The following is a 17682-nucleotide window of genomic DNA, read 5'->3' on the forward strand; positions in this document are numbered from 1 at the left end:
GACGGACGCGGCCGGGTGGGCGAGGATGCCGGGGGCGGGCACGGGATGATCTTGTCGCCCCAACCGGTGAAAATATCGGGCGCGGGCGGGGCGGAAAGTCTAAGCTTCCGTGCCATGGTCGCGACGGTCCTGCATGAGATTCCCTTGCAGGGCGGGGATGTGACTGACGGGGTGGTGCGCGTCGGTGACACCGTGCGCAGACCGGCCAGTACGTCCACGCCCTCTGTGCACGCCCTGCTCAGGCACCTTGAGGCGGTCGGGTTCGAGGGGGCGCCACGGGTCGTGGGGATGGACGAGTACGGGCGCGAGGTGCTCACTTACGTGCCGGGCGCGACCGGGTTGCGGCCGGAGATCGTCAGTGATGAGGCGCTGGCCGGTCTCGCGGTGCTGGTGCGGGAGTTCCATGATGCGACGGCGGGGTTTCCGCTGACGCTGAACGGCTGGGAGGGGGGTTCGAATGATGATAAAGCGCCGGAGGTCATCGGGCATTGTGACTTAACCATGGATAACGTGGTTTTTCAGGTCGGCCAGCCTTATGCGTTGATCGACTTCGATCTGGCCCGGCCGACCACGCGGCTCTTCGACATCGTCACCACGCTTCGCCACTGGGCCCCGATCTCCGACCCCGTCGACCGCCCCGCGCTCCTCCGCTCCCTCGACGTGGGTGAGCGCCTGCGCCTGTTCTGCGACGCGTACGGCGTCCTCCCCCGCGACCGGCGCCGCCTCCTCGAACTGGCCAGGCTCCGCTTCCACCGTTCCTACACCGCCATGCGCACCCGCGCCTCGGCCGGCGGCAACTGGGCGAAGATGTGGGCGAGCGGCGCCGGCGAGCGCATCCGCCGTGCCGCCGCATGGCTGGACGTGCACGAAGATGAACTCCATGCCCACCTGGTCTGACCCCCTCGGCCTCGCCCTCGGCGTGGCGCTCGACCGGCTCGTCGCCGACCCGCGGTCTCCCGCCCACCCCGTCGCGCTTTTCGGACGTACCGCGGCGAAGCTGGAACGTAGGCTCCACCAGGACGCACGCTCGCGCGGAGTCCTGCACGTCGCCGTGTGCGTGGGCGGTGCGACCACGCTCGGCGTGCTGGCCCAGCGCATCCCCGGCCGGGCCGCGCGTACGGTCATGACCGCCGTCGCCACCTGGGCCGTGCTCGGAGGCACCACGCTGGCCCGCGAGGGCGCCTACATGGCCGCCGCTCTGGAACACGGCGACCTCGGCCGGGCCAGGGCCCGGCTCCCCCACCTGTGCGGCCGCGACCCGTCCCGGCTGGAGGCCGGGGAACTGGCGCGCGCCACGGTCGAGTCGCTGGCCGAGAACACCTCCGACGCCGTCGTGGCCCCGCTGTTCTGGGGTGCGGTGGCGGGTGTGCCGGGCCTGCTGGCGTATCGGGCCATCAACACGCTGGACGCCATGGTCGGCCACCGCTCGTCGCGTTACGAGCGGTTCGGTTGGGCCGCCGCCAGGCTCGACGACGCGGCGAACTACCTGCCCGCGCGGCTGACCGGCCTGCTGGTGGTGCTGACCGGGCCGGACCCGCGCGGCGCGCTGGCCGCGCTCTGGAGGGACGGCCACCGGCACCCCAGCCCGAACGCCGGGCGCTGTGAGGCCGCGTTCGCCGGCGCGCTGGGCGTCACGCTGGGCGGCACGAACGTTTACGAGGGCAGGGCCGAACACCGTCCGACGATGGGCGACGGGCCCGAACCGGACGTCAAGGACATCCGCCGCGCCGTCCGCCTGACCCGCGCCGTCAGCGTGGCCGCCGCGGCAACGACGGTCCTCGCCGCCTGGGCCCTGTCCCGCGGCCCCGGCCGCCATCGCCGCTGAAGCAGCCTGCCGCCGGTACGCGCCCGACCGCCGCCGCACACGCCCGTACGCGGCTGACCGGAACCGCCTCACACGCCCGCACGCAGGACGCGGCACGCGGCACACGTACACCGCTCGATCGCCCCTACGTGCCCGGGCCGGTGCTTTTCGCAGGGCCGCGCATTCATTGCTCCACCCCGTGCAATTGCGCGGCCTTTTCACATGACGCGATTCAAGTTGAGCACCAGCCAGATGACGAATATCGCGAGCAGAGTGATTCCGATCATGGACTTGGCGGCGTTGTTCGCGACGGCCTTCCTGGCGCTGACCTGCCTGGCGCTCTGCTTCCAGACCTGGCGCATGATGACCATGGTCTGGAAGCGGCGGCCGAGGGCGAACACGGCGAAGGCGATGAGAATGAAGAGAATGACACGGCCGTCTGCAGGTTCCACGGAGCTCCCCCTGTGGGCCTTGATGGTTCTTGACACCCCCGAGACATTCGAGAAGACACAATACTCGGATGGCCGTGATTTGGTATTAGTTCATGGCCGCAGATCCACCACGATGGGCGCGTGGTCGGACGGGCCCTTGCCCTTGCGGGCCTCGCGGTCGACGTACGCCGACCGCACCCGCCCCGCGACGTCCGCGCTGGCGTAGACCAGGTCGATGCGCATGCCCTTGTTCTGGTGGAACATCCCGGCCCGGTAGTCCCAGTACGTGAACGGGTGCGGCCCCTTCATCGGCGTCGGCACGACGTCGTGGAGTCCCAGGGCGCGGAGGCCGGCGAGGGCCTGGCGTTCTGCCGGGGTGACGTGGGTGGAGCCGGCGAAGAGCGCGGGATCCCACACGTCGGCGTCGGTGGGCGCCACGTTGTAGTCGCCGCACGCCACGACGGGCCCGGCGGCCAGCTCGGCTTGGAGCGCGTCCCGCAGCGCCGCGAACCAGTCCAGTTTGTACGCGTAGTGCGGCGAGTCGACTGTGCGCCCGTTGGGCGCGTACAGGGACCAGACCCGCATGCCGCCGCAGGTGGCGCCGATGGCGCGGGCTTCGGGGCGGGCGGCGCCGACCCCGTCGAGTTCGGCGAGCCCCGGTTCGCCGGGGAAGCTCAGGGTCACGTCGTCGAGCCCGGCCGTGGACAGCAGCGCGACGCCGTTCCACCGCCCGTCGCCGTGGGCCGCGGTGGCGTAGCCGAGCGCGCCCACCTCCGCCGCGGGGAACGCGTCCGCGGGGCATTTTGTCTCTTGGAGGCAGACGATGTCGGGTTCGACCTCGGCCAGCCATGCGAGCAGGCGGGGCAGTCGTGCCTTGACCGAGTTCACGTTCCAGGTAGCCAGGCGCATACTTCCAGCCTGCCACCGCACGGCGTCGAGCGTCCCGGGCGGGCCGCGCCACGCGGGCCGGCCCGCCCGTCGCCCGTTTCCGCCGCCGTGCGTCTCCGGTCAGCGCATTCGGCTGTTCCAGAGCGGCTTGTTGGCGGCCGAGTAGATGATGACGCGGCCGTCGTTGCTGACCGACAGCCAGGCGCCCGGGTTGCCCGCGGTCTTGGTCGTCCACAGCGCCTTGTCGTTGCGGTCGACGACGACCCAGTTGCCTTCCTTCTGCATGATGGAGCGCGCGCCCGGGTGCCCCGCCGTCGGCGTGGTGAACAGGCTGCGCTTGCCGTCGTACAGGACCGCGTTGCCCTCCTTCTGCTGGATCAGCTTGTAGCGGCCGTTGCTCGACCGGACGAACTGCCCGGGTCGCAGCACCTGACCGGAGGGCAGCTTGCTGATGTAGGCCCTGGAGGACCACAGCGGCTTGTTGTCCCTGGAGTAGATCACCAGGTTGCCGCTCTGGTTGGGCAGCTTGAGGTAGGCCCCGGGGTTGCCGGCGGTCTGCGTGGACCACAGCGGCTTGTTGCCGGGCCCGTAGATGACGAGGTTGCCCTCCTTCTGCATGGTCGCCCGGGCGCCCGGCTTGCCCGCGGTGGGCGAGCTCCACAACGCCTTGGTGCCGTCGTAGAACACCAGGTTCCCCTGCGCCTGCTGGATGAGCTTGAACCGGCCGTTGCTCAGCGACTGTCCGGGCAGCAGCCAGTCGCCGGGACCGAGGCGGTCCTTCGCGACGACGGCGGCGTTGCTCGGCTGCGCCATGGCGACGGTGGCCAACGGTCCGGCGATGAGGGTGCCCGCCATGACGGCGATGGCGGCCTTCTTCCTGATCATTCTATTTTCTTCCTGTTCAACCGAAGATCGTGAGTGGTAGACCTTGACAGACGCGGTTGGCGTTCTGTTGGTGCGGCGCGTGGATCCGCCGCACGGCATGGTGTTTAGCCGCCCTTTAGCACCTCCCCCCATGCTGAGGCGAATGGATCGCTTGGAGTTTCGCCTGCTCGGGTCCATTGACGCCTGTGTCGGGGGACGCCGCCTGGACATCGGGCCGCGTAAGCGTCGTTATGTTCTGGCCGCGCTGCTGCTGGACCTGAACCGTCCGGTGCCGGTGGAGCGGCTGATCGACGCCGTGTGGGAGGGTGATCCCCCGGACAGTGCGCGGATGACCGTGCAGGGACACGTGTACCGGTTGCGCAGGGCGCTGGTCGGCGCCCGGGTGGAGACGGATTCGTCGGGATATCTGCTGCTGGCCGACCCGGAGTCGGTGGACGCGCTGCGGTTCCGCCGCATGGTGGCCGAGGCGGCGCGGCGCGACGACAGGTCCGGCGCCGATCTGCTGGACGAGGCGCTCGCCCTGTGGCGTGGTCCCGCGCTCGGCGAGTCGGGGGGCGGCAGGTCGCTGGAGGTGGCGGCGGTCGAGCTGGAGGAGGCGCGGCTGGCCGCGGTCGAGGAGCTGGCCCGCAGGAGGTTGCGGCTGCGCGAACCGGAGCGGCTGGTCGCGCCGCTGCGTGCGACCGTGACGGCCAACCCGCACCAGGAGCGGCTGGTGTCGCTGCTGATGACGACCTTCTACCAGGTGGGGCGGCAGGCGGAGGCGCTGGAGCTGTACGAGCGCACCCGCCGCCTGCTGGCCGACCAGCTCGGCGTGGACCCGGGCAAAGAGCTCCGCAGCACCTTCGAGTCGCTGCTGGCGGCTCAGGCCTGAGGCCTGAGCCGGCTCACGGTTGGTCGAGCAGCTCGTCGAGCACGGCCCGCGCGGCGGCTTCGTCGAACCGGTGCCCCCATTCCCCGTGCACCTCGGCGGCCCGCGTGGCGTGTTCGCGCGCCGCGTCGAGGTGCCCGTCGAGCAGGTCGGCCCGTGCGAGCAGGGTGAGCGCCAGCCCTTCGAGCCGCCGCAGGCCGTGCCGGGTGGCCGCGTCGAGCGCCTGATCTGCCGCTTCGACGGCCTCGGCGCGCCGGCCGCCGCGCAGGCAGACCTCGGCCAGCCAGAGGCGCGCGCGGGTGTCGAGGTAGGGATAGGTGCGGTAGCGGTAGGAGGCGACGACCTCCTTGAGCATGGCGATGCGCACGCCGAGCTCGATGGAGTCGTCCACCAGGGCGAGCGTGCTGCGGGCCTCGTCGTACTCGCTGCGCAGGCCGCCGGCCCTGGCCGTCTGCACGGCCCGCCTGGCCAGGTCGGCCGCCCTGGCGGCGTCGCCCTTCAGGTGGTTCGCCATGGCCGCGCTCGACAACGTGCCCGGCAGCTGACTCGCGTGGGCCGACTTCAGGCTCTGGTCGAACGCCTCTACGGCCGCGTCGAGGTCGCCCATCGCCAGCCGGATGTCGCCGACGATGGAGCCGGCCCTGGCCCGCCAGGCGGACGGCTCGCCCAGCGTCTCCCGCATGCGGTTGGCGCGCAGCTGTTGTTCCAGGGCCTCGCGGGGGCGCCCTGACCACAGCAGCACGATGGCGTGGTTCTCCAGCGTGGCGGCCAGCTTCGTCGAGGGCTCCAGCGCCTCCCACAGCCGGACGATGCGCTCGTGCCTGGCGGCGCCCTCGTGGAAGTCGCCGAGGCTGGAGGTGGCCACGACGAAGTTGGTCAGCGTCAGCAGCGTGCCCGTGCCCCAGCCGATCCGCTCGTAGAACTCGGCGGCGAGCTCGTAGTGGCGCAGGGCGGCGCGGGGTTCGTTGAGGACGAAGCGCGCGTTGGCCTGCGTGTGGTGCATGCTGGCCTGCCCGGCGAGGTCGCCGTCGAGTTCGGCGGCGGCCAGGCCTCTGGCGGCCAGGGCGGCGATCAGCTCGGGCTGGTACGTGCCGTACATGAAGGCCCGCAGGGTCTCGATGAGCCGCCAGAGCACGCGCCCGGAGGCGTGGTCCATCACCGCCAGCAGGTTGTGCTGCTCGGCCTCCAGCCATGCGGTGGCGGCGTCGGCGTCGGCGAACTCCTCCGCGTCGTACGGCGGGTCCTCGGGCGTGAGCGGGAGCAGCTCGATGGAGGGCGCGAGGAGCGGCGCGGCGGCCCTGGCGGTGTGCAGGTAGTAGGCGTGCAGCCCGGTGGGGTCGTCCTCGCCGGCCGTGCAGTGTTCGCGGGCGTAGAGGGCGACCAGGTCGTGCAGCCGGTAGCGGCCGGGCGTGTGCTCCTCGACGAGGTGGGCGGAGGCGAGCCTGGTCAGCAGCCGGGTGGCCGCGGCCGGGTCGGTGCCGGCCAGCCTGGCGGCGGAGTGCGCGGTGAAGTCGCAGCCGGGGACGAGCCCGAAGCGCCTGAAGAGCATCCGCGCGTCGTCGGGGAGCGCGGCGTACGAGCTGGCGAACGCCGTGGCGACCGTGGCCTGCGCGTCGCCTTCGACGGCCAGCGTGCTCCAGCGGTCGGTGTGCAGCTCCTTGATGTATTCGCGCAGGTCGGCCCGGCCGATGAGGTTGGCGCCTGCGATGGCCAGGGCGAGCGGCAGGTGCCCGCAGAGCTCGGCCAGCTCGGCGACGGCCTCGGGGTCGGTGTGCACGACGTCCCTGCCCACCAGGTCGGCCAGCAGGTCGCGGGCCTCGCCGGGGGTGAGCGTGGCCAGCCGTACGCTCTGCGCGCCCTGCAGGGTGAGCCCGCGCAGCGTGTCGCGGCTGGTGACGATGACCCCGCAGGAGCCGCCCGGCAGCAGCGGGCGCACCTGCTCGGCGTCGGCGGCGTTGTCGAGCAGGAGGAGCACCCGCCTGGTGGCCAGCGTCGAGCGGTAGAGGTCGAGTTGTTCGGCGGTGCTGCCCGGCGCCGGCACCCCGAGCGCGCCCAGCAGGCGGGGCAGCACCCGCTCGGGCGGCAGCGGCTCACCCTGCCCGTAGCCGTTGAGGTCGACGTGGAGCTGGCCGTCGGGGAACTCGGGGGCGACCTGGTGGCCGACGTGCACGGCCAGCGCCGACTTGCCGATGCCGGCCGCGCCGGTCACCACGGCGACCCGGCCTTCGCGGACGAGCTCGCGTACGCGCGTGATCTCGGCCTGCCTGCCGACGAAGCCGGCGACGTCGCGCGGGAGCTGGCGCGGCACCACGGGTCGGTGGCCTTCGACGATGCGCTGGTGGAGGTCGCGCAGCCGGGGCCCGGGGTCGACGCCGAGCTCCCCCGCCAGCAGCCGCTGCACTCCGTGGAACAGCTCCAGGGCCTCCGCCGTGCGCCCGTCGTGCCAGAGCGCCGTCATGGCCAGGGCGTGCGGCGTCTCCCTGAGCGGCTCCTCGTCCCTGAGCTCCTGCACCAGCGCGGGCACCTCGCGGTGGCGGCCCAGCTCGATCAGGGCGGAGGCGTACTCCTCGACGAGGTCCCACCGCTCACGGGTCAGCGGGGCGCGTACGCGCTGGTCGACCCAGGCGGTGCCGACGCCCTGCAGGGGCTGCCCGCGCCACAGCGACAGGGCTCGCTCCCAGGCCGCGGCGGCGTCCTCGGGCCGGTTCGCCGCCCGCCCCTCGGCGGCCAGGCGGCGGAAGCGGCACACGTCGACCTCGTCGGCGGGTACGGCGAGGGAGTAGCCGGCCGTGGTGCTGGCGATGCGCCCGCCCAGGGTCTTGCGCAGTTGTGAGACCTTGAGCTGGACGATGGTCTTGGCGGTCTTGGGCGGGTCTTCCTCCCACAGAGCCTCGATCAGCCGGTCGACCGGCACGTAGGCGCCGTGCGAGGCCGCGAGGAGCCCGAGCACGCACTGCTGCTGGGCGCCCTCGATCGGGATTTCAGCACCGCTGTCGCACACTTCGATCGGGCCGAGCACGCGGATGTCCATTGGGTCCGAGCCTAATGCGTCAAACCATCGTCATCTTCGCTGTTGGCGCAGAGAGCACGTCCTGCGGCCGGGTTCCGCGGACGCGGCGGCCTGGGAACGCGGCGTCCTTTGCCAGCTTTTTACGTTCGGTCGCCACGCTCGACGCCCACGGTGATCTCGTTGCCGAGCCGGTAGCCCTGCAGCAGCCCCAGGTCGTCGCCGCTCCAGAACCTGCCGGGGTCGTACCAGTTGGGCCGGCGACCGGCGGGCAGCAGCCCCATCTCCTCGTACGTGACCGCCACGACCTCGGCGCAGTAGGCGCTCTCCAGCGTCTGCTCCCTGCGGCCGCGGCGCGGGATCCGGCCCCTGAACCAGCGGGCGGCCAGCCGGGTGGTGGAGGGGAACGGGGTGCCGTCGAGCCTGGCCACCGTGCGCAGGGCGGCGTCCTCCATCTCGCGCGTCGCCTCGGGGTCCAGCTGGCGCAGCCAGGGCCGCTGGTCGTACCGGTCGGCCCAGACCGTCACGGCGTCGCGCAGGTCGTGCAGCTGCACTCCGCGGTGGTGGGTGCCGGCCCACAGATCGAGCAGCGACCGGCCGAGCTCGGCGTGCCACATCATGGGCGGCAGGTCCTCGATCACGACGGCCATGCCCACGTGGTTGACCGGGCTGTTGGTCATCGTCTGGATGGCGCGGTCGGGCACCGAGCGCCCGCGGAAGATCCACAGGTCGCCGGTGCGCGTCACCTTGACGGCCTCGTCGAGAGTCAGCACACCGTTAGCCTAGGCACATGCGCTGGTGGAAGATGCTGGGTCTGGCCGGAATCATGGGAGTGGCGGCCACGGGGGTGGTGATCGCGCGGGCCGAGCGGCGCCGCCGCGCCTACACCCCCGAGGAGATCAGGGCCCACCTGCGCGATCGGGTCGACGCCGCGCGCGGTGACGGCCCGGACGAGGTCACGCCGACGGCCTGAGGCTGTGGACGAAGACCACGTTGGGATAGGCGGGGTTGTCGTCATAGCCCTCGACCCCGCCGAGGTAGGCGCGCTGGGAGTAGACCACCCAGGGCAGCGCCGCGGCCACCCGCTGGTCGAGCACCCTGTCGGTGGCCTGCTCGTACACCCGCTGCGCCGCCGCCTTGTCCGTCACGGTCAGCTCGGGCACGGAGTCGAGCAGCGCGTCCAGGTTGTGGTCGCGCAAGTAGGACAGGTTGAACTCCGGCTTGTCGGCGCTGTGGAAGACGTTGCCGAAGTAGGAGTAGCCGTCGGCGTAGTCGGGCCACCAGTACATGATGAAGATGTCCTGGCCGCGCTTCTTGCCCAGCTCCCACTGCGCGTTCCAGTTCATGGGGCGGGCGTCGAGGGTGACGTTGAGCGGGCGCAGCGCCGCCCGCAACCTGGAGACGAGCACGTGCTGGTCGGGCTGGCCCTGCCCGTACGTCACGCGCAGCCGCAGCGGCTCGCCGCCCGGCCCGTGGCCGGCGGCTTGCAGCAGCCGGGCGGCGCCCTCCAGGTCCTGCTTCGGCTCCTTGCCCGGCACGTGGCCGAGCAGCCCGTCCGGTACGATGCCGCTGGCCGGGCCCACGGCGCCGCGCAGCGCGCGCACCACACCCTGGTAGTCGACGGCCTTCTGGACCGCGCGGCGCACCCGGATGTCCTTCATCGGGCCGCGCGCGGTGTTGAACAGCATCATCGCCGTGGTGAACGAGCGCCGCTCCGACGTGCGGATGCCCGCCTTGGCCGAGGCCCTGGCGAACAACCCGGGTGAGAGCCGGTCGACGAAGGTCGCCTCGCCGTCCAGCAACATCTGGTACGCCCGTTTCGGGTCCGACACGGCACGGTACTTCACCGTGTTGTAGTGCGGCCGGTGCCAGCCGCCCCAGTAGCCGTCGTACGCGGTGAGCGTGAGCTCCTCCTCCGCCCCCTTCTGCCACTGGGACACGGTGTACGGCCCTGTGCCCGCGTCCCTTCCCTGCGCGAACCACTTCGTCAGGTCGGGGGCGGCCTTGGTGTCGTAGATGTAGGCGGCGTACCCGGCGGAGGCCACCAGGTCGAGCGGGACGGGGTAGCGCAGCGTGAAGGTCACCGTCAGCGGGCCGTCGACCCTGATCGAGGAGACGGCGTTCCAGATGTAGGAGGCGCCGGTGTTGGCCTTGATGGTGCGCTCGATCGAGGCCTTGACGGCCGCCGCGTCCAGCGGCCTGCCCGTGTGGAAGGTCACGCCCGAGCGGATGGTGAACGTCCAGGTGCGGCCGTCGCCCGAGGCCTGCCAGGACGTGGCCAGGCGTGGGGTGGCGAGTTTGGTGACCGGGTTCCAGAGGGTGAGGGTCTCGTAGACGTTCTGGAAGGCGATGATCTCGTTGGAGTAGGAGCGGCTCGGGTCCCACTCGGTGATCACGTCGCCGTTGTAGACGTGCACGAAGGGGGACGTCCCCTGCGGGGCCTGGCGCACCTCTGCAGGAGGCGAGCACGCCATGAGGAGCGCCAGCGCCGCGGCCGCAACGAGACGACTGCGCAACGCGTCCTCCTCCGTCACCGACGTACCCGGGGAAACCTACTGCATGATCATGAAAACATGTCCCAAACTCCCGAAAAATTGGGCAATCTGGTGATCGAATTGCTATCCTCAGGGCTTGTCCCGTCCGGGGTTGCCAGCAGGGGACCGACCGGAGTGAGGTGCCATGGGTCGTAGCCGAACGATCCGCATGAAGATCATCGGAATCCTACTGGTGCCTCTGACCTCCATGGTGGTGTTGTGGGGCGTCATCACCGCCGTCACCGCCACCGAGAGCTTGGAGCTACGGGAGTACAAGACACTCTGGACGAACCTCCGCCATCCAGCGTACAAACTGATCAACGAGATCCAGCGGGAGCGTCTCGTCTCGGCCAAGCACTTGCGTCACATGGCGGCCCAGCCCGCGGTGGGGACGCAGCGTAGCCGTACCGACGCCGCCGAACTCACTTTCAGGCGGCTCTCGGAAAGCTCCAAGGACGAATCGGAAGAGATCCGCACGCAGGTGAACGCGGTGTACACGCAACTGAACAGGCTCGACGTGATCAGAGGAGAGATCGACACGAGCCTGAGCGACCGCCTGCACGCCGTGGAGTCCTACGACGCGATCATCGACACCCTGTTCGGCCTGCACCGCCGCGTCGCGCTCATCGACGACATCCCGATCTACGAGCAGTCACGTGTGGTCATCGACATGAGCTACGCCAAGGAGCTGCTCACCCGCGAGCAGGCCATCGCGCTCGGGCCGACCACGGCGGCGGAGCGCAGGACGTTCACGCAGATCGTCGGCAACCGGCGCTTCCTCGTCGACCAGGCACTCGGTGAGCTCGACCCGCCGCTGCGCGACCCCCAGGTCGCCCTGATCACGTCCGCGGCCTACCAGCGGATGCGCATGATGGAGGACCAGATCATCTCGGGCAGCTCGCCGGGCGACTGGTTGAGCGTGAGCGAGGAGCTGGCCAAGTCGTTCCAGGACGTCCAGATGCGGGCCAGCACCGACCTGAACGCACGCGCCGACCCGGTGGCCGACGAGGTGCTCAACCGGGCGCACCTGCTGGCGGGCACGGCCCTCGTCCTCGTGATCGTGTCGATCGTGTTCTCGCTGCGGATGGGCAACCGGTTGTCGCGCGAGCTCGGCGCGCTCCGGCTGGCCGCGCTGGAGGTGGCGCAGGAGCGCCTGCCGCACGTGGTCGGCAAGCTGCGCGGGGGCGAGCGGGTCGAGCTGCCCGAGGTGTCGGTGGCGAGCAGCACCGTCGAGATCGACGACGTCGGGCAGGCCTTCTCCACGGTCCAGCAGACCGCCGTCGAGGCCGCCATCGGGCAGGCTCGGCTCAACGAGGGCGTCGGCCACGTCTTCCGCAACCTGGCCAGGCGCAGTCAGACGCTGCTGCACCGCCAGCGCATCCAGCTGGAGGACATGCAGCACCGCGCGACCGACCCGGACGCCCTTGAGGACCTGTTCAAGCTCGACCACCTCACCACCCGCATGCGCCGCCACGCCGAGGGCCTGATCATCCTGTCGGGCGCCACGCCGGGCCGCGGCTGGAGCCGCCCCGTGCCGCTGCTCGACGTGGCCCGCGGCGCGGCCGCCGAGGTGGAGGACTACCCGCGGGTCACCGTCGAGCCGATGTCCGGCCAGCGCCTGGCGGGCCCCGTCGTCGGCGACGTGATCCACCTCGTGGCGGAGCTGATCGAAAACGCGACCGTCTACTCCCCCGCCCACACCCAGGTCATCGTGCGGGGCGAGGAGGCGGCCAGGGGGTTCGTCTTCGAGGTGGAGGACCGGGGGCTCGGGTTGAGCGCAGAAATGCTGGCCGAGCTCAACGAGCGGCTGGCCAGCCCGCCGGAGTTCGACCTGGCCGACAGCGACAGGCTCGGCCTTTTCGTCGTCTCCCGACTGGCCGCCAGGCATGACATCCGCGTGACACTACGCGGTTCACCATATGGAGGGACCACCGCGATCGTGTTGATCCCGGCTGAGCACGTGGCGGATCCGAACCCGGAGCCCCACGTCAAGGAACCCGCTCGACCCATGCGGGTGGTGCGCAGTGAGTGACAACAGCCCGGAAGAGCGCTGGCTGGACGAGGACGCCGGTCCGATCGTCCCCGCCTATCTGCTGACCAGGGGCCGTACGGTGCCCGCGAGCGAGGCCATCGACCTCATCGCGGTCATCATCACGTCCGGCGGCCTGACGACGCCGCGCGGCCTCGACCCCGAGCACCTGATCATCCTGCAGAAGTGCACCCAGCCGACCCGTCTCGTGGACGTGGCGGCCGAGCTCAACCTGCCCATCGGCGTGATCAGGGTGCTGGTCGGCGACCTGCACGCGCGCCAGCTCGTGCAGGTCGAACACCCGCCCCCCGCGCCCGACGCGAAGGTGCTGCTCGAGGTGATCAGCGGGCTCAAGGCACTGTGACCGCCCGTCGGCCCCGCCACCCGTACGTGGCCGGTCGGCGGGGCCGTCGTGCCGGAGCACCAGCCACAACACCGAACGTGTCGCACGTCAACTGCCGGCACGAGGCTTCTTGCTGAAACTTTCACCTCCGCGGGAGTACGGCACGGCCCTCCGTGGAGGCGTATTTCCAGGCGAGAAGGCGTTGCGGCGACAGCACCCAGGCCGGCAGGACCGGCCCTCGTTGACGCCGGGCCGGACCGTCGGATGTACTCCGCGACAACGCGCTCACCGGAGCAGGCCCATGCATCGATGAAATGTTAACGCTAACCATCCGGCTCGGCACCGTGCGGACAGTCGATGAGGAGAGACATCGATGAGCAGGAAACGACTCGCTTTCACCGTCTCCGTGCTGCTGGCCCTGACGACGGGCACCTCGGCGGCCACGACCCTTCCGGCGCAGGCGCTGGACAACGGCGTCGGCCGTACCCCGCCGATGGGCTGGAACACCTGGAACACCTTCGGCTGCAACATCAACGAAACGCTGATCAAGCAGACGGCCGACGCGCTCGTCAGCAACGGCATGCGCGACCTCGGCTACGAGTACGTCGTGGTGGACGACTGCTGGTTCGACCCCAACCGCGACTCGGCGGGCAACCTCCAGGCCAACCCGTCCCGGTTCCCCAGCGGCATGAAGGCGCTCGGCGACTACCTGCACGCCAGGAACCTCAAGTTCGGCCTCTACCAGGCGCCGCTGGACAAGACCTGCGCCCAGTACTTCGGCAGCTACCCGGGCGCGACCGGCAGCCTCAACCATGAGGTCCAGGACGCCCGGCAGTTCGCCGCCTGGGGCGTCGACTATCTCAAGTACGACTGGTGCTCGCCCACCGGCACCATTGACGACCAGGTGCGCACCTTCGCCAAGATGCGGGACGCGCTGGCGGCGACCGGCCGGCCGGTCCTCTACAGCATCAATTCCAACAGCATTCACGAGAAGACCGGGCCGCAGCGGAACTGGGGCGACGTCGCCAACATCTGGCGCACGACCGAGGACATCACCAACGCCTGGAACACGGGTCAGACCAACGGCTACCCGATGGGCATCCAGAACATCGTCGACGTCAACGTCCCTCTGGCGGGCAACGCCCGGCCGGGGCAGTTCAACGACCCCGACATGATGGTCGTCGGCCGGGGCGGCATGAACGACACCGAGATGCGCAGCCACTTCGCCCTCTGGGCCGTCATGGCCGCCCCTCTGATCGCCGGGAACGACGTCCGGAACATGAACGGCGCGACCGCGACGATCATGAAGAACCAGAACCTGATCGCCATCAACCAGGATTCGCTCGGCCTCCAGGCCACCCAGGTCGGCAACGACGGAACCCGCCGTGTCCTGGCCAAGCGGCTGAGCAACGGCGACGTCGCGGTCGCGCTGTTCAATCAGGGCGGCAGCACCACCACGATCAGCACCACCGCGTCCGCCATCGGCCTGACCGGTGGCCCGTTCACACTCCGGGATGCCTGGACGAACGCCGTCACCACGACGACCGGAAGCATCTCGGCGAGCGTCCCGCCCCACGGCACCGTCGTGTTCCGGGTCAGCGGCGGCACCCCCTTGCCGCCCCCAACCCGGATCCAGGGTGTCGGCTCGGGGAGGTGTCTCGACGTGTCCGGTGCCTCCCAGGCCAACGGCACCCAGGTGGTGATCTGGGACTGCCACCAGCAGAACAACCAGCAGTGGACCTCCACCACCGCAGGTGAGCTGCGCGTCTACGGCAACAAGTGCCTGGACGTCAACAACGCTGCCACCGCCGACGGCACCAGCGTCATCATCTGGGACTGCAACGGTCAGAGCAACCAGCGATGGCGCTTCAACCCCGACGGAAGCATCACCGCCGTCGGGGCGCGCAAATGCCTGGACGCGACGGGCAACGCCACGGCCAACGGCGCCAGGCTCCAGATCTGGACCTGCACCGGCGCGCCCAACCAGCGCTGGACCCGCGCGTGAAGGGCCGTTCGCCCGCCTCCCGCGCCCGGCGCGAAGGTGCTGCTCGAGGTGATCAGCGGGCTCAAGGCACTGTGACCGCCCGTCGGTTGAGCCACCCGTACGTGGCCGCGAACAGCGCGGCCACCGCCCCGGCCGCCGCGGCCACGCCGAAGACCCACTGGTAGCCCCGCACGCCGGGACTGGCGGCCAGGATGGCGGCGATCGCGGCGCCCGCGGTGCTGCCGCCCACGATGCGCACGAGCGCGTTCACGCCCGCCGCGACGGCCGTCATGCCGGGCTGGACGTGCTCGACGGCCATGGTGCCGAGCGCCGCGTAGCCGATGCCGAAGCCGATGCCCATCAGTGAGGTCGCCACGTAGAGGTCGGCGGGGCCGTCGTGCCGGAGCACCAGCCACAACGCCGCGAGACCCGTCACCGCCGAGCCGGCGGCCACCATGGACGAGGCGTGGAAGTGACGCATCAGCCGGCCCGCGAACAGCGAGATCACCAGCATGAACAGCGTGCTGGGCAGCAGGTAGACGCCGACCTGCAGGGTGGAGGCGGCCAGGCCGTAACCGGAGGCGGCGGGCGCCTGGGCGAAGCCCGAGATGCCGGTCAGCAGCGTGAAGAACGCGAGTCCGAGCAGCATCGAGGCCACCGTCGCGCCGACGGTACCGCGGTGGACCAGCATGGACATCTGCACCAGCGGTTCGGCCACCCGGCGCTCGACCACGACCCACACGCCCGCCAGCACCGCCGCGGCCGCGAACAACCCGAGCACGCCGGGCGAGGTCCAGCCCCACGAGCCGCCCTCGCTGATGGCCAGCAGCAGGGCGACCAGCCAGGCGGCCAGCAGCGCGGCGCCGAGCAGGTCGGGCCGCCCCCTGACGGCGGGCGCGTGGTCTCGTACGAGGAAGGCCACAAAGACGGAGGCCGCCAGGGAGATGGCGGCGGTGATCCAGAAGACCAGGTGCCAATCCCCGGAGGCGAGCCCCGCGAGGATCATGCCGCCACCCGAGCCGAACCCCATGGTCGCGCTCAGCACGCCGATGCCGGTGGCGAGCTGGCGGCGGGGCAGTGTGTCGCGCACCACGCCGATGGACAACGGCACGAGCGCGGCCACGAACCCCTGCAGCACCCTCGCCACCATCAACCAGGTCAGCGACGTCGCCAGCGCCGCCATCACAGAGCCCGCGACCAGCAGCGCGAGGGCGCCGAGGATCATGCGGCGTCTGCCGTACATGTCGCCGAAGCGCGACAACAACGGCGTCGCGACCGCGGCGACCAGCAGGCTCAACGTCAGGGTCCAGCTCACGGCGGTGAGAGAGGCGTGCAGCTCGCGTTGCAGCACGGGAAGCAACGGCACGACCGCGGTGTTCTGCAGGGCGGCGATGGACGCCGCGAAGGCCAGTGCCACCACGGCCGGCCAGGGGTTTCGCGCCGACGACGTGTCAGGGCGCGCGGGTGCGACGGCTGTCGCCATGTTCCGCTCCTTTTAGATACTTTGGGTAAGTAGTCGAGGAACGATGATACATACCTAAGTTAGGTAAGCAACCCGATGGACGACGATCTCATCAAGACGGTCTCCGCCTACCGCCGGCTCGCGGCCACGCTCCAGCGCGCCAAGACGCATGAGCGGCTGACCGAGGCCGCGGGCGTCCGGCTCGACCGGCCCGACGTGCAGATCCTCGTTCACCTGCTGGACGCGGGCGAGCCGTGCAGGGTCGGTGCGATCGCCCAGGGACTACAGGTGGAGAGCCCTCACGTGACCCGGCACGTCGCCGCGCTGGAAGGGCGCAAGCTCGTCGAGCGGGTGCGCGACCCCGACGACGGCCGGGCCTGGCGCATCGCGCTCAGCGAGGACGGCGCCGAGGCCGCGCGCAGGTGCCGCCGGGTGACGACGGAGTGGTTCGAGGGCGCCATGGCCGGCTGGCCCGCCGAGGAGCGCGCGGAGCTGGCGAGGCTGATGGACAAGCTCAGCGAAGACATCACCGCGCACCTCAAGGAGCTCTTCCCGGCTACGTGACCAGCACGTCCTCCGCCCGGTGGCAGGCCACCTGACGCCTCCGCACCTCCCTGAGCGCGGGCGGCCGCTCGCACTCGGGCGCGGCCAGCGGGCAGCGCAGCCTGAACGGGCAGCCCGTCTCCGCCGGCACGGCCTCCGTCACGCCCCGGGCCTGCGGCGGCGGGCCGCCGAGTTTCGGCACCGCGTCGCGCAGCGCCAGGGTGTAGGGGTGGGCGGGGTTCGCCAGCAGGTCGCGCGTAGGCCCCGACTCGACGACCCGGCCCGCGAACAACACGTGCGAGGTGCGGCAGAGCCGCTCCACGACGGCGAGGTTGTGGGTGATCAGCAGGCGCTCGGTGTCCAGCGAGGCGATCAGGTCGAGGATCCGCGCCTGCACGGTGACGTCGAGCGCGCTCGTGGGCTCGTCCAGGATGAGCAGGCGGGGGCCGACCGCCAGGGCCCTGGCGATCACCACTCGCTGGCGCTGGCCTCCCGAGAGCTGGTGCGGCCTGCGCGTGGCCAGGCCGGGGTCGAGGCCGACCTGTTCGAGCAGCTCCGGCACCCTGGCTCTGGCGGCGCGGGACCCTCGCACCGGCAGTGCCTCGGCCACGGAGGTGCCGACGCGCATCCTGGGGTCGAGGGCCTCGGCCTGGAAGACCGGCTGGACGTCCTTCCGGAACTTCCGCATGTCCGCTTTTTTGAGTATTTGGTCGCTGTACCAGATATTTCCGGAGATGGGGGTGAGGAGGCCCAGGAACGCGCGCGCCAGGGTCGTCTTGCCCGAGCCGCTCTCCCCGATCAGCCCGACCCCGCCCGCGGTGATGTCCAGGCTCACGTCGTGCACGACCGCGTGGCCGACGTCGCGCCCGGCGTACCCGAGAGTCACCCGCTCGGCCCTGAGCAT

At 70.9% G+C, this 17682-nt stretch carries 16 protein-coding genes; 8 read left to right on the forward strand and 8 right to left on the reverse strand.

From position 1 onward, the window contains the following. Both GUY59_RS14355 and GUY59_RS14360 read left to right on the forward strand, forming a co-directional pair. Positions 1–897: phosphotransferase (locus GUY59_RS14355; RefSeq protein ID WP_330849165.1), on the forward strand; the 897-nt coding region annotated here is incomplete at its 5' end. After that, positions 881–1825, forward strand: coding sequence for a cobalamin biosynthesis protein (locus tag GUY59_RS14360; RefSeq protein WP_138200338.1), 945 nt, complete (start codon positions 881–883; stop codon positions 1823–1825). The genes GUY59_RS14355 and GUY59_RS14360, both read left to right, overlap by 17 nt. A 197-nt stretch (positions 1826–2022) precedes the next feature. Here GUY59_RS14360 and GUY59_RS14365 read toward each other — a convergent pair whose 3' ends face one another. The 3 genes from GUY59_RS14365 to GUY59_RS14375 all read right to left on the reverse strand — a co-directional run bounded on the left by GUY59_RS14365 (position 2023) and on the right by GUY59_RS14375 (position 4008). Then, positions 2023–2256 carry a hypothetical protein gene (locus GUY59_RS14365; RefSeq protein ID WP_132330626.1) on the reverse strand — a complete coding sequence of 78 codons (234 nt, stop codon included), beginning with the start codon at positions 2254–2256 and terminating at the stop codon, positions 2023–2025. A gap of 90 nt (positions 2257–2346) precedes the next feature. Beyond that, entirely contained in the window at positions 2347–3144 is a 798-nt protein-coding gene (locus GUY59_RS14370; RefSeq protein WP_138200339.1) for an exodeoxyribonuclease III, read from the reverse strand. Between the two features lie 99 nt (positions 3145–3243). Then, positions 3244–4008 (reverse strand): hypothetical protein, encoded by a 765-nt coding sequence (locus GUY59_RS14375; protein ID WP_161714540.1) that lies wholly within the window; start codon positions 4006–4008, stop codon positions 3244–3246. Positions 4009–4150: 142 nt separating this feature from the next. On the opposite strand from GUY59_RS14375, the gene GUY59_RS14380 reads away from it, so the two are divergent. Then, positions 4151–4879, forward strand: coding sequence for an AfsR/SARP family transcriptional regulator (locus GUY59_RS14380; RefSeq protein ID WP_161714541.1), 729 nt, complete (start codon positions 4151–4153; stop codon positions 4877–4879). Positions 4880–4892: 13 nt separating this feature from the next. Here GUY59_RS14380 and GUY59_RS14385 read toward each other — a convergent pair whose 3' ends face one another. Both GUY59_RS14385 and GUY59_RS14390 read right to left on the reverse strand, forming a co-directional pair. Continuing rightward, positions 4893–7907, reverse strand: coding sequence for an AfsR/SARP family transcriptional regulator (locus GUY59_RS14385; RefSeq protein ID WP_138200342.1), 3015 nt, complete (start codon positions 7905–7907; stop codon positions 4893–4895). A 119-nt stretch (positions 7908–8026) separates the two neighbouring features. Next, positions 8027–8653: a hypothetical protein gene (locus tag GUY59_RS14390; RefSeq protein WP_201760871.1), complete on the reverse strand. Its 627-nt coding sequence runs from the start codon at positions 8651–8653 to the stop codon at positions 8027–8029. Positions 8654–8673: 20 nt separating this feature from the next. Here GUY59_RS14390 and GUY59_RS14395 point away from each other — a divergent pair, with 20 nt between their 5' ends. Next, a complete protein-coding gene (locus GUY59_RS14395) occupies positions 8674–8856 on the forward strand; it encodes a hypothetical protein (protein WP_138200344.1) in 183 nt (60 codons plus the stop codon). Here the strand turns inward: GUY59_RS14395 and GUY59_RS14400 are convergent. Next, a complete protein-coding gene (locus GUY59_RS14400) occupies positions 8840–10399 on the reverse strand; it encodes an ABC transporter substrate-binding protein (RefSeq protein WP_138200345.1) in 1560 nt (519 codons plus the stop codon). The genes GUY59_RS14395 and GUY59_RS14400 overlap by 17 nt on opposite strands. 187 nt (positions 10400–10586) lie before the next feature. On the opposite strand from GUY59_RS14400, the gene GUY59_RS14405 reads away from it, so the two are divergent. The 3 genes from GUY59_RS14405 (at position 10587) to GUY59_RS14415 (ending at position 14794) form a co-directional block, all read left to right on the forward strand. Beyond that, entirely contained in the window at positions 10587–12449 is a 1863-nt protein-coding gene (locus tag GUY59_RS14405; RefSeq protein WP_138200346.1) for a sensor histidine kinase, read from the forward strand. Further along, on the forward strand, positions 12442–12810 hold the full coding sequence (locus GUY59_RS14410) for a DUF742 domain-containing protein (RefSeq protein WP_132629126.1): 369 nt from the start codon (positions 12442–12444) through the stop codon (positions 12808–12810). The genes GUY59_RS14405 and GUY59_RS14410 overlap by 8 nt, the downstream gene beginning before the upstream one ends. 352 nt (positions 12811–13162) lie before the next feature. Further along, the gene (locus GUY59_RS14415; RefSeq protein ID WP_201760870.1) at positions 13163–14794 is read left to right on the forward strand and encodes a glycoside hydrolase family 27 protein; all 1632 of its coding nucleotides are present in this window, start codon (positions 13163–13165) and stop codon (positions 14792–14794) included. Positions 14795–14855: 61 nt separating this feature from the next. Here the strand turns inward: GUY59_RS14415 and GUY59_RS14420 are convergent, their stop codons facing one another. Beyond that, positions 14856–16256 (reverse strand): MFS transporter, encoded by a 1401-nt coding sequence (locus GUY59_RS14420; RefSeq protein ID WP_138200347.1) that lies wholly within the window; start codon positions 16254–16256, stop codon positions 14856–14858. Positions 16257–16331: 75 nt separating this feature from the next. Here GUY59_RS14420 and GUY59_RS14425 point away from each other — a divergent pair, with 75 nt between their 5' ends. Then, on the forward strand, positions 16332–16799 hold the full coding sequence (locus tag GUY59_RS14425; protein WP_138200348.1) for a MarR family winged helix-turn-helix transcriptional regulator: 468 nt from the start codon (positions 16332–16334) through the stop codon (positions 16797–16799). Here the strand turns inward: GUY59_RS14425 and GUY59_RS14430 are convergent. Beyond that, positions 16792–17682 (reverse strand): ABC transporter ATP-binding protein, encoded by an 891-nt coding sequence (locus GUY59_RS14430; RefSeq protein WP_201760873.1) that lies wholly within the window; start codon positions 17680–17682, stop codon positions 16792–16794. The two genes, GUY59_RS14425 and GUY59_RS14430, sit on opposite strands and share 8 nt — an antisense overlap.

It is taken from the genome of Nonomuraea sp. K271, assembly GCF_009908215.1.
Lineage (GTDB): Bacteria > Actinomycetota > Actinomycetes > Streptosporangiales > Streptosporangiaceae > Nonomuraea > Nonomuraea longispora.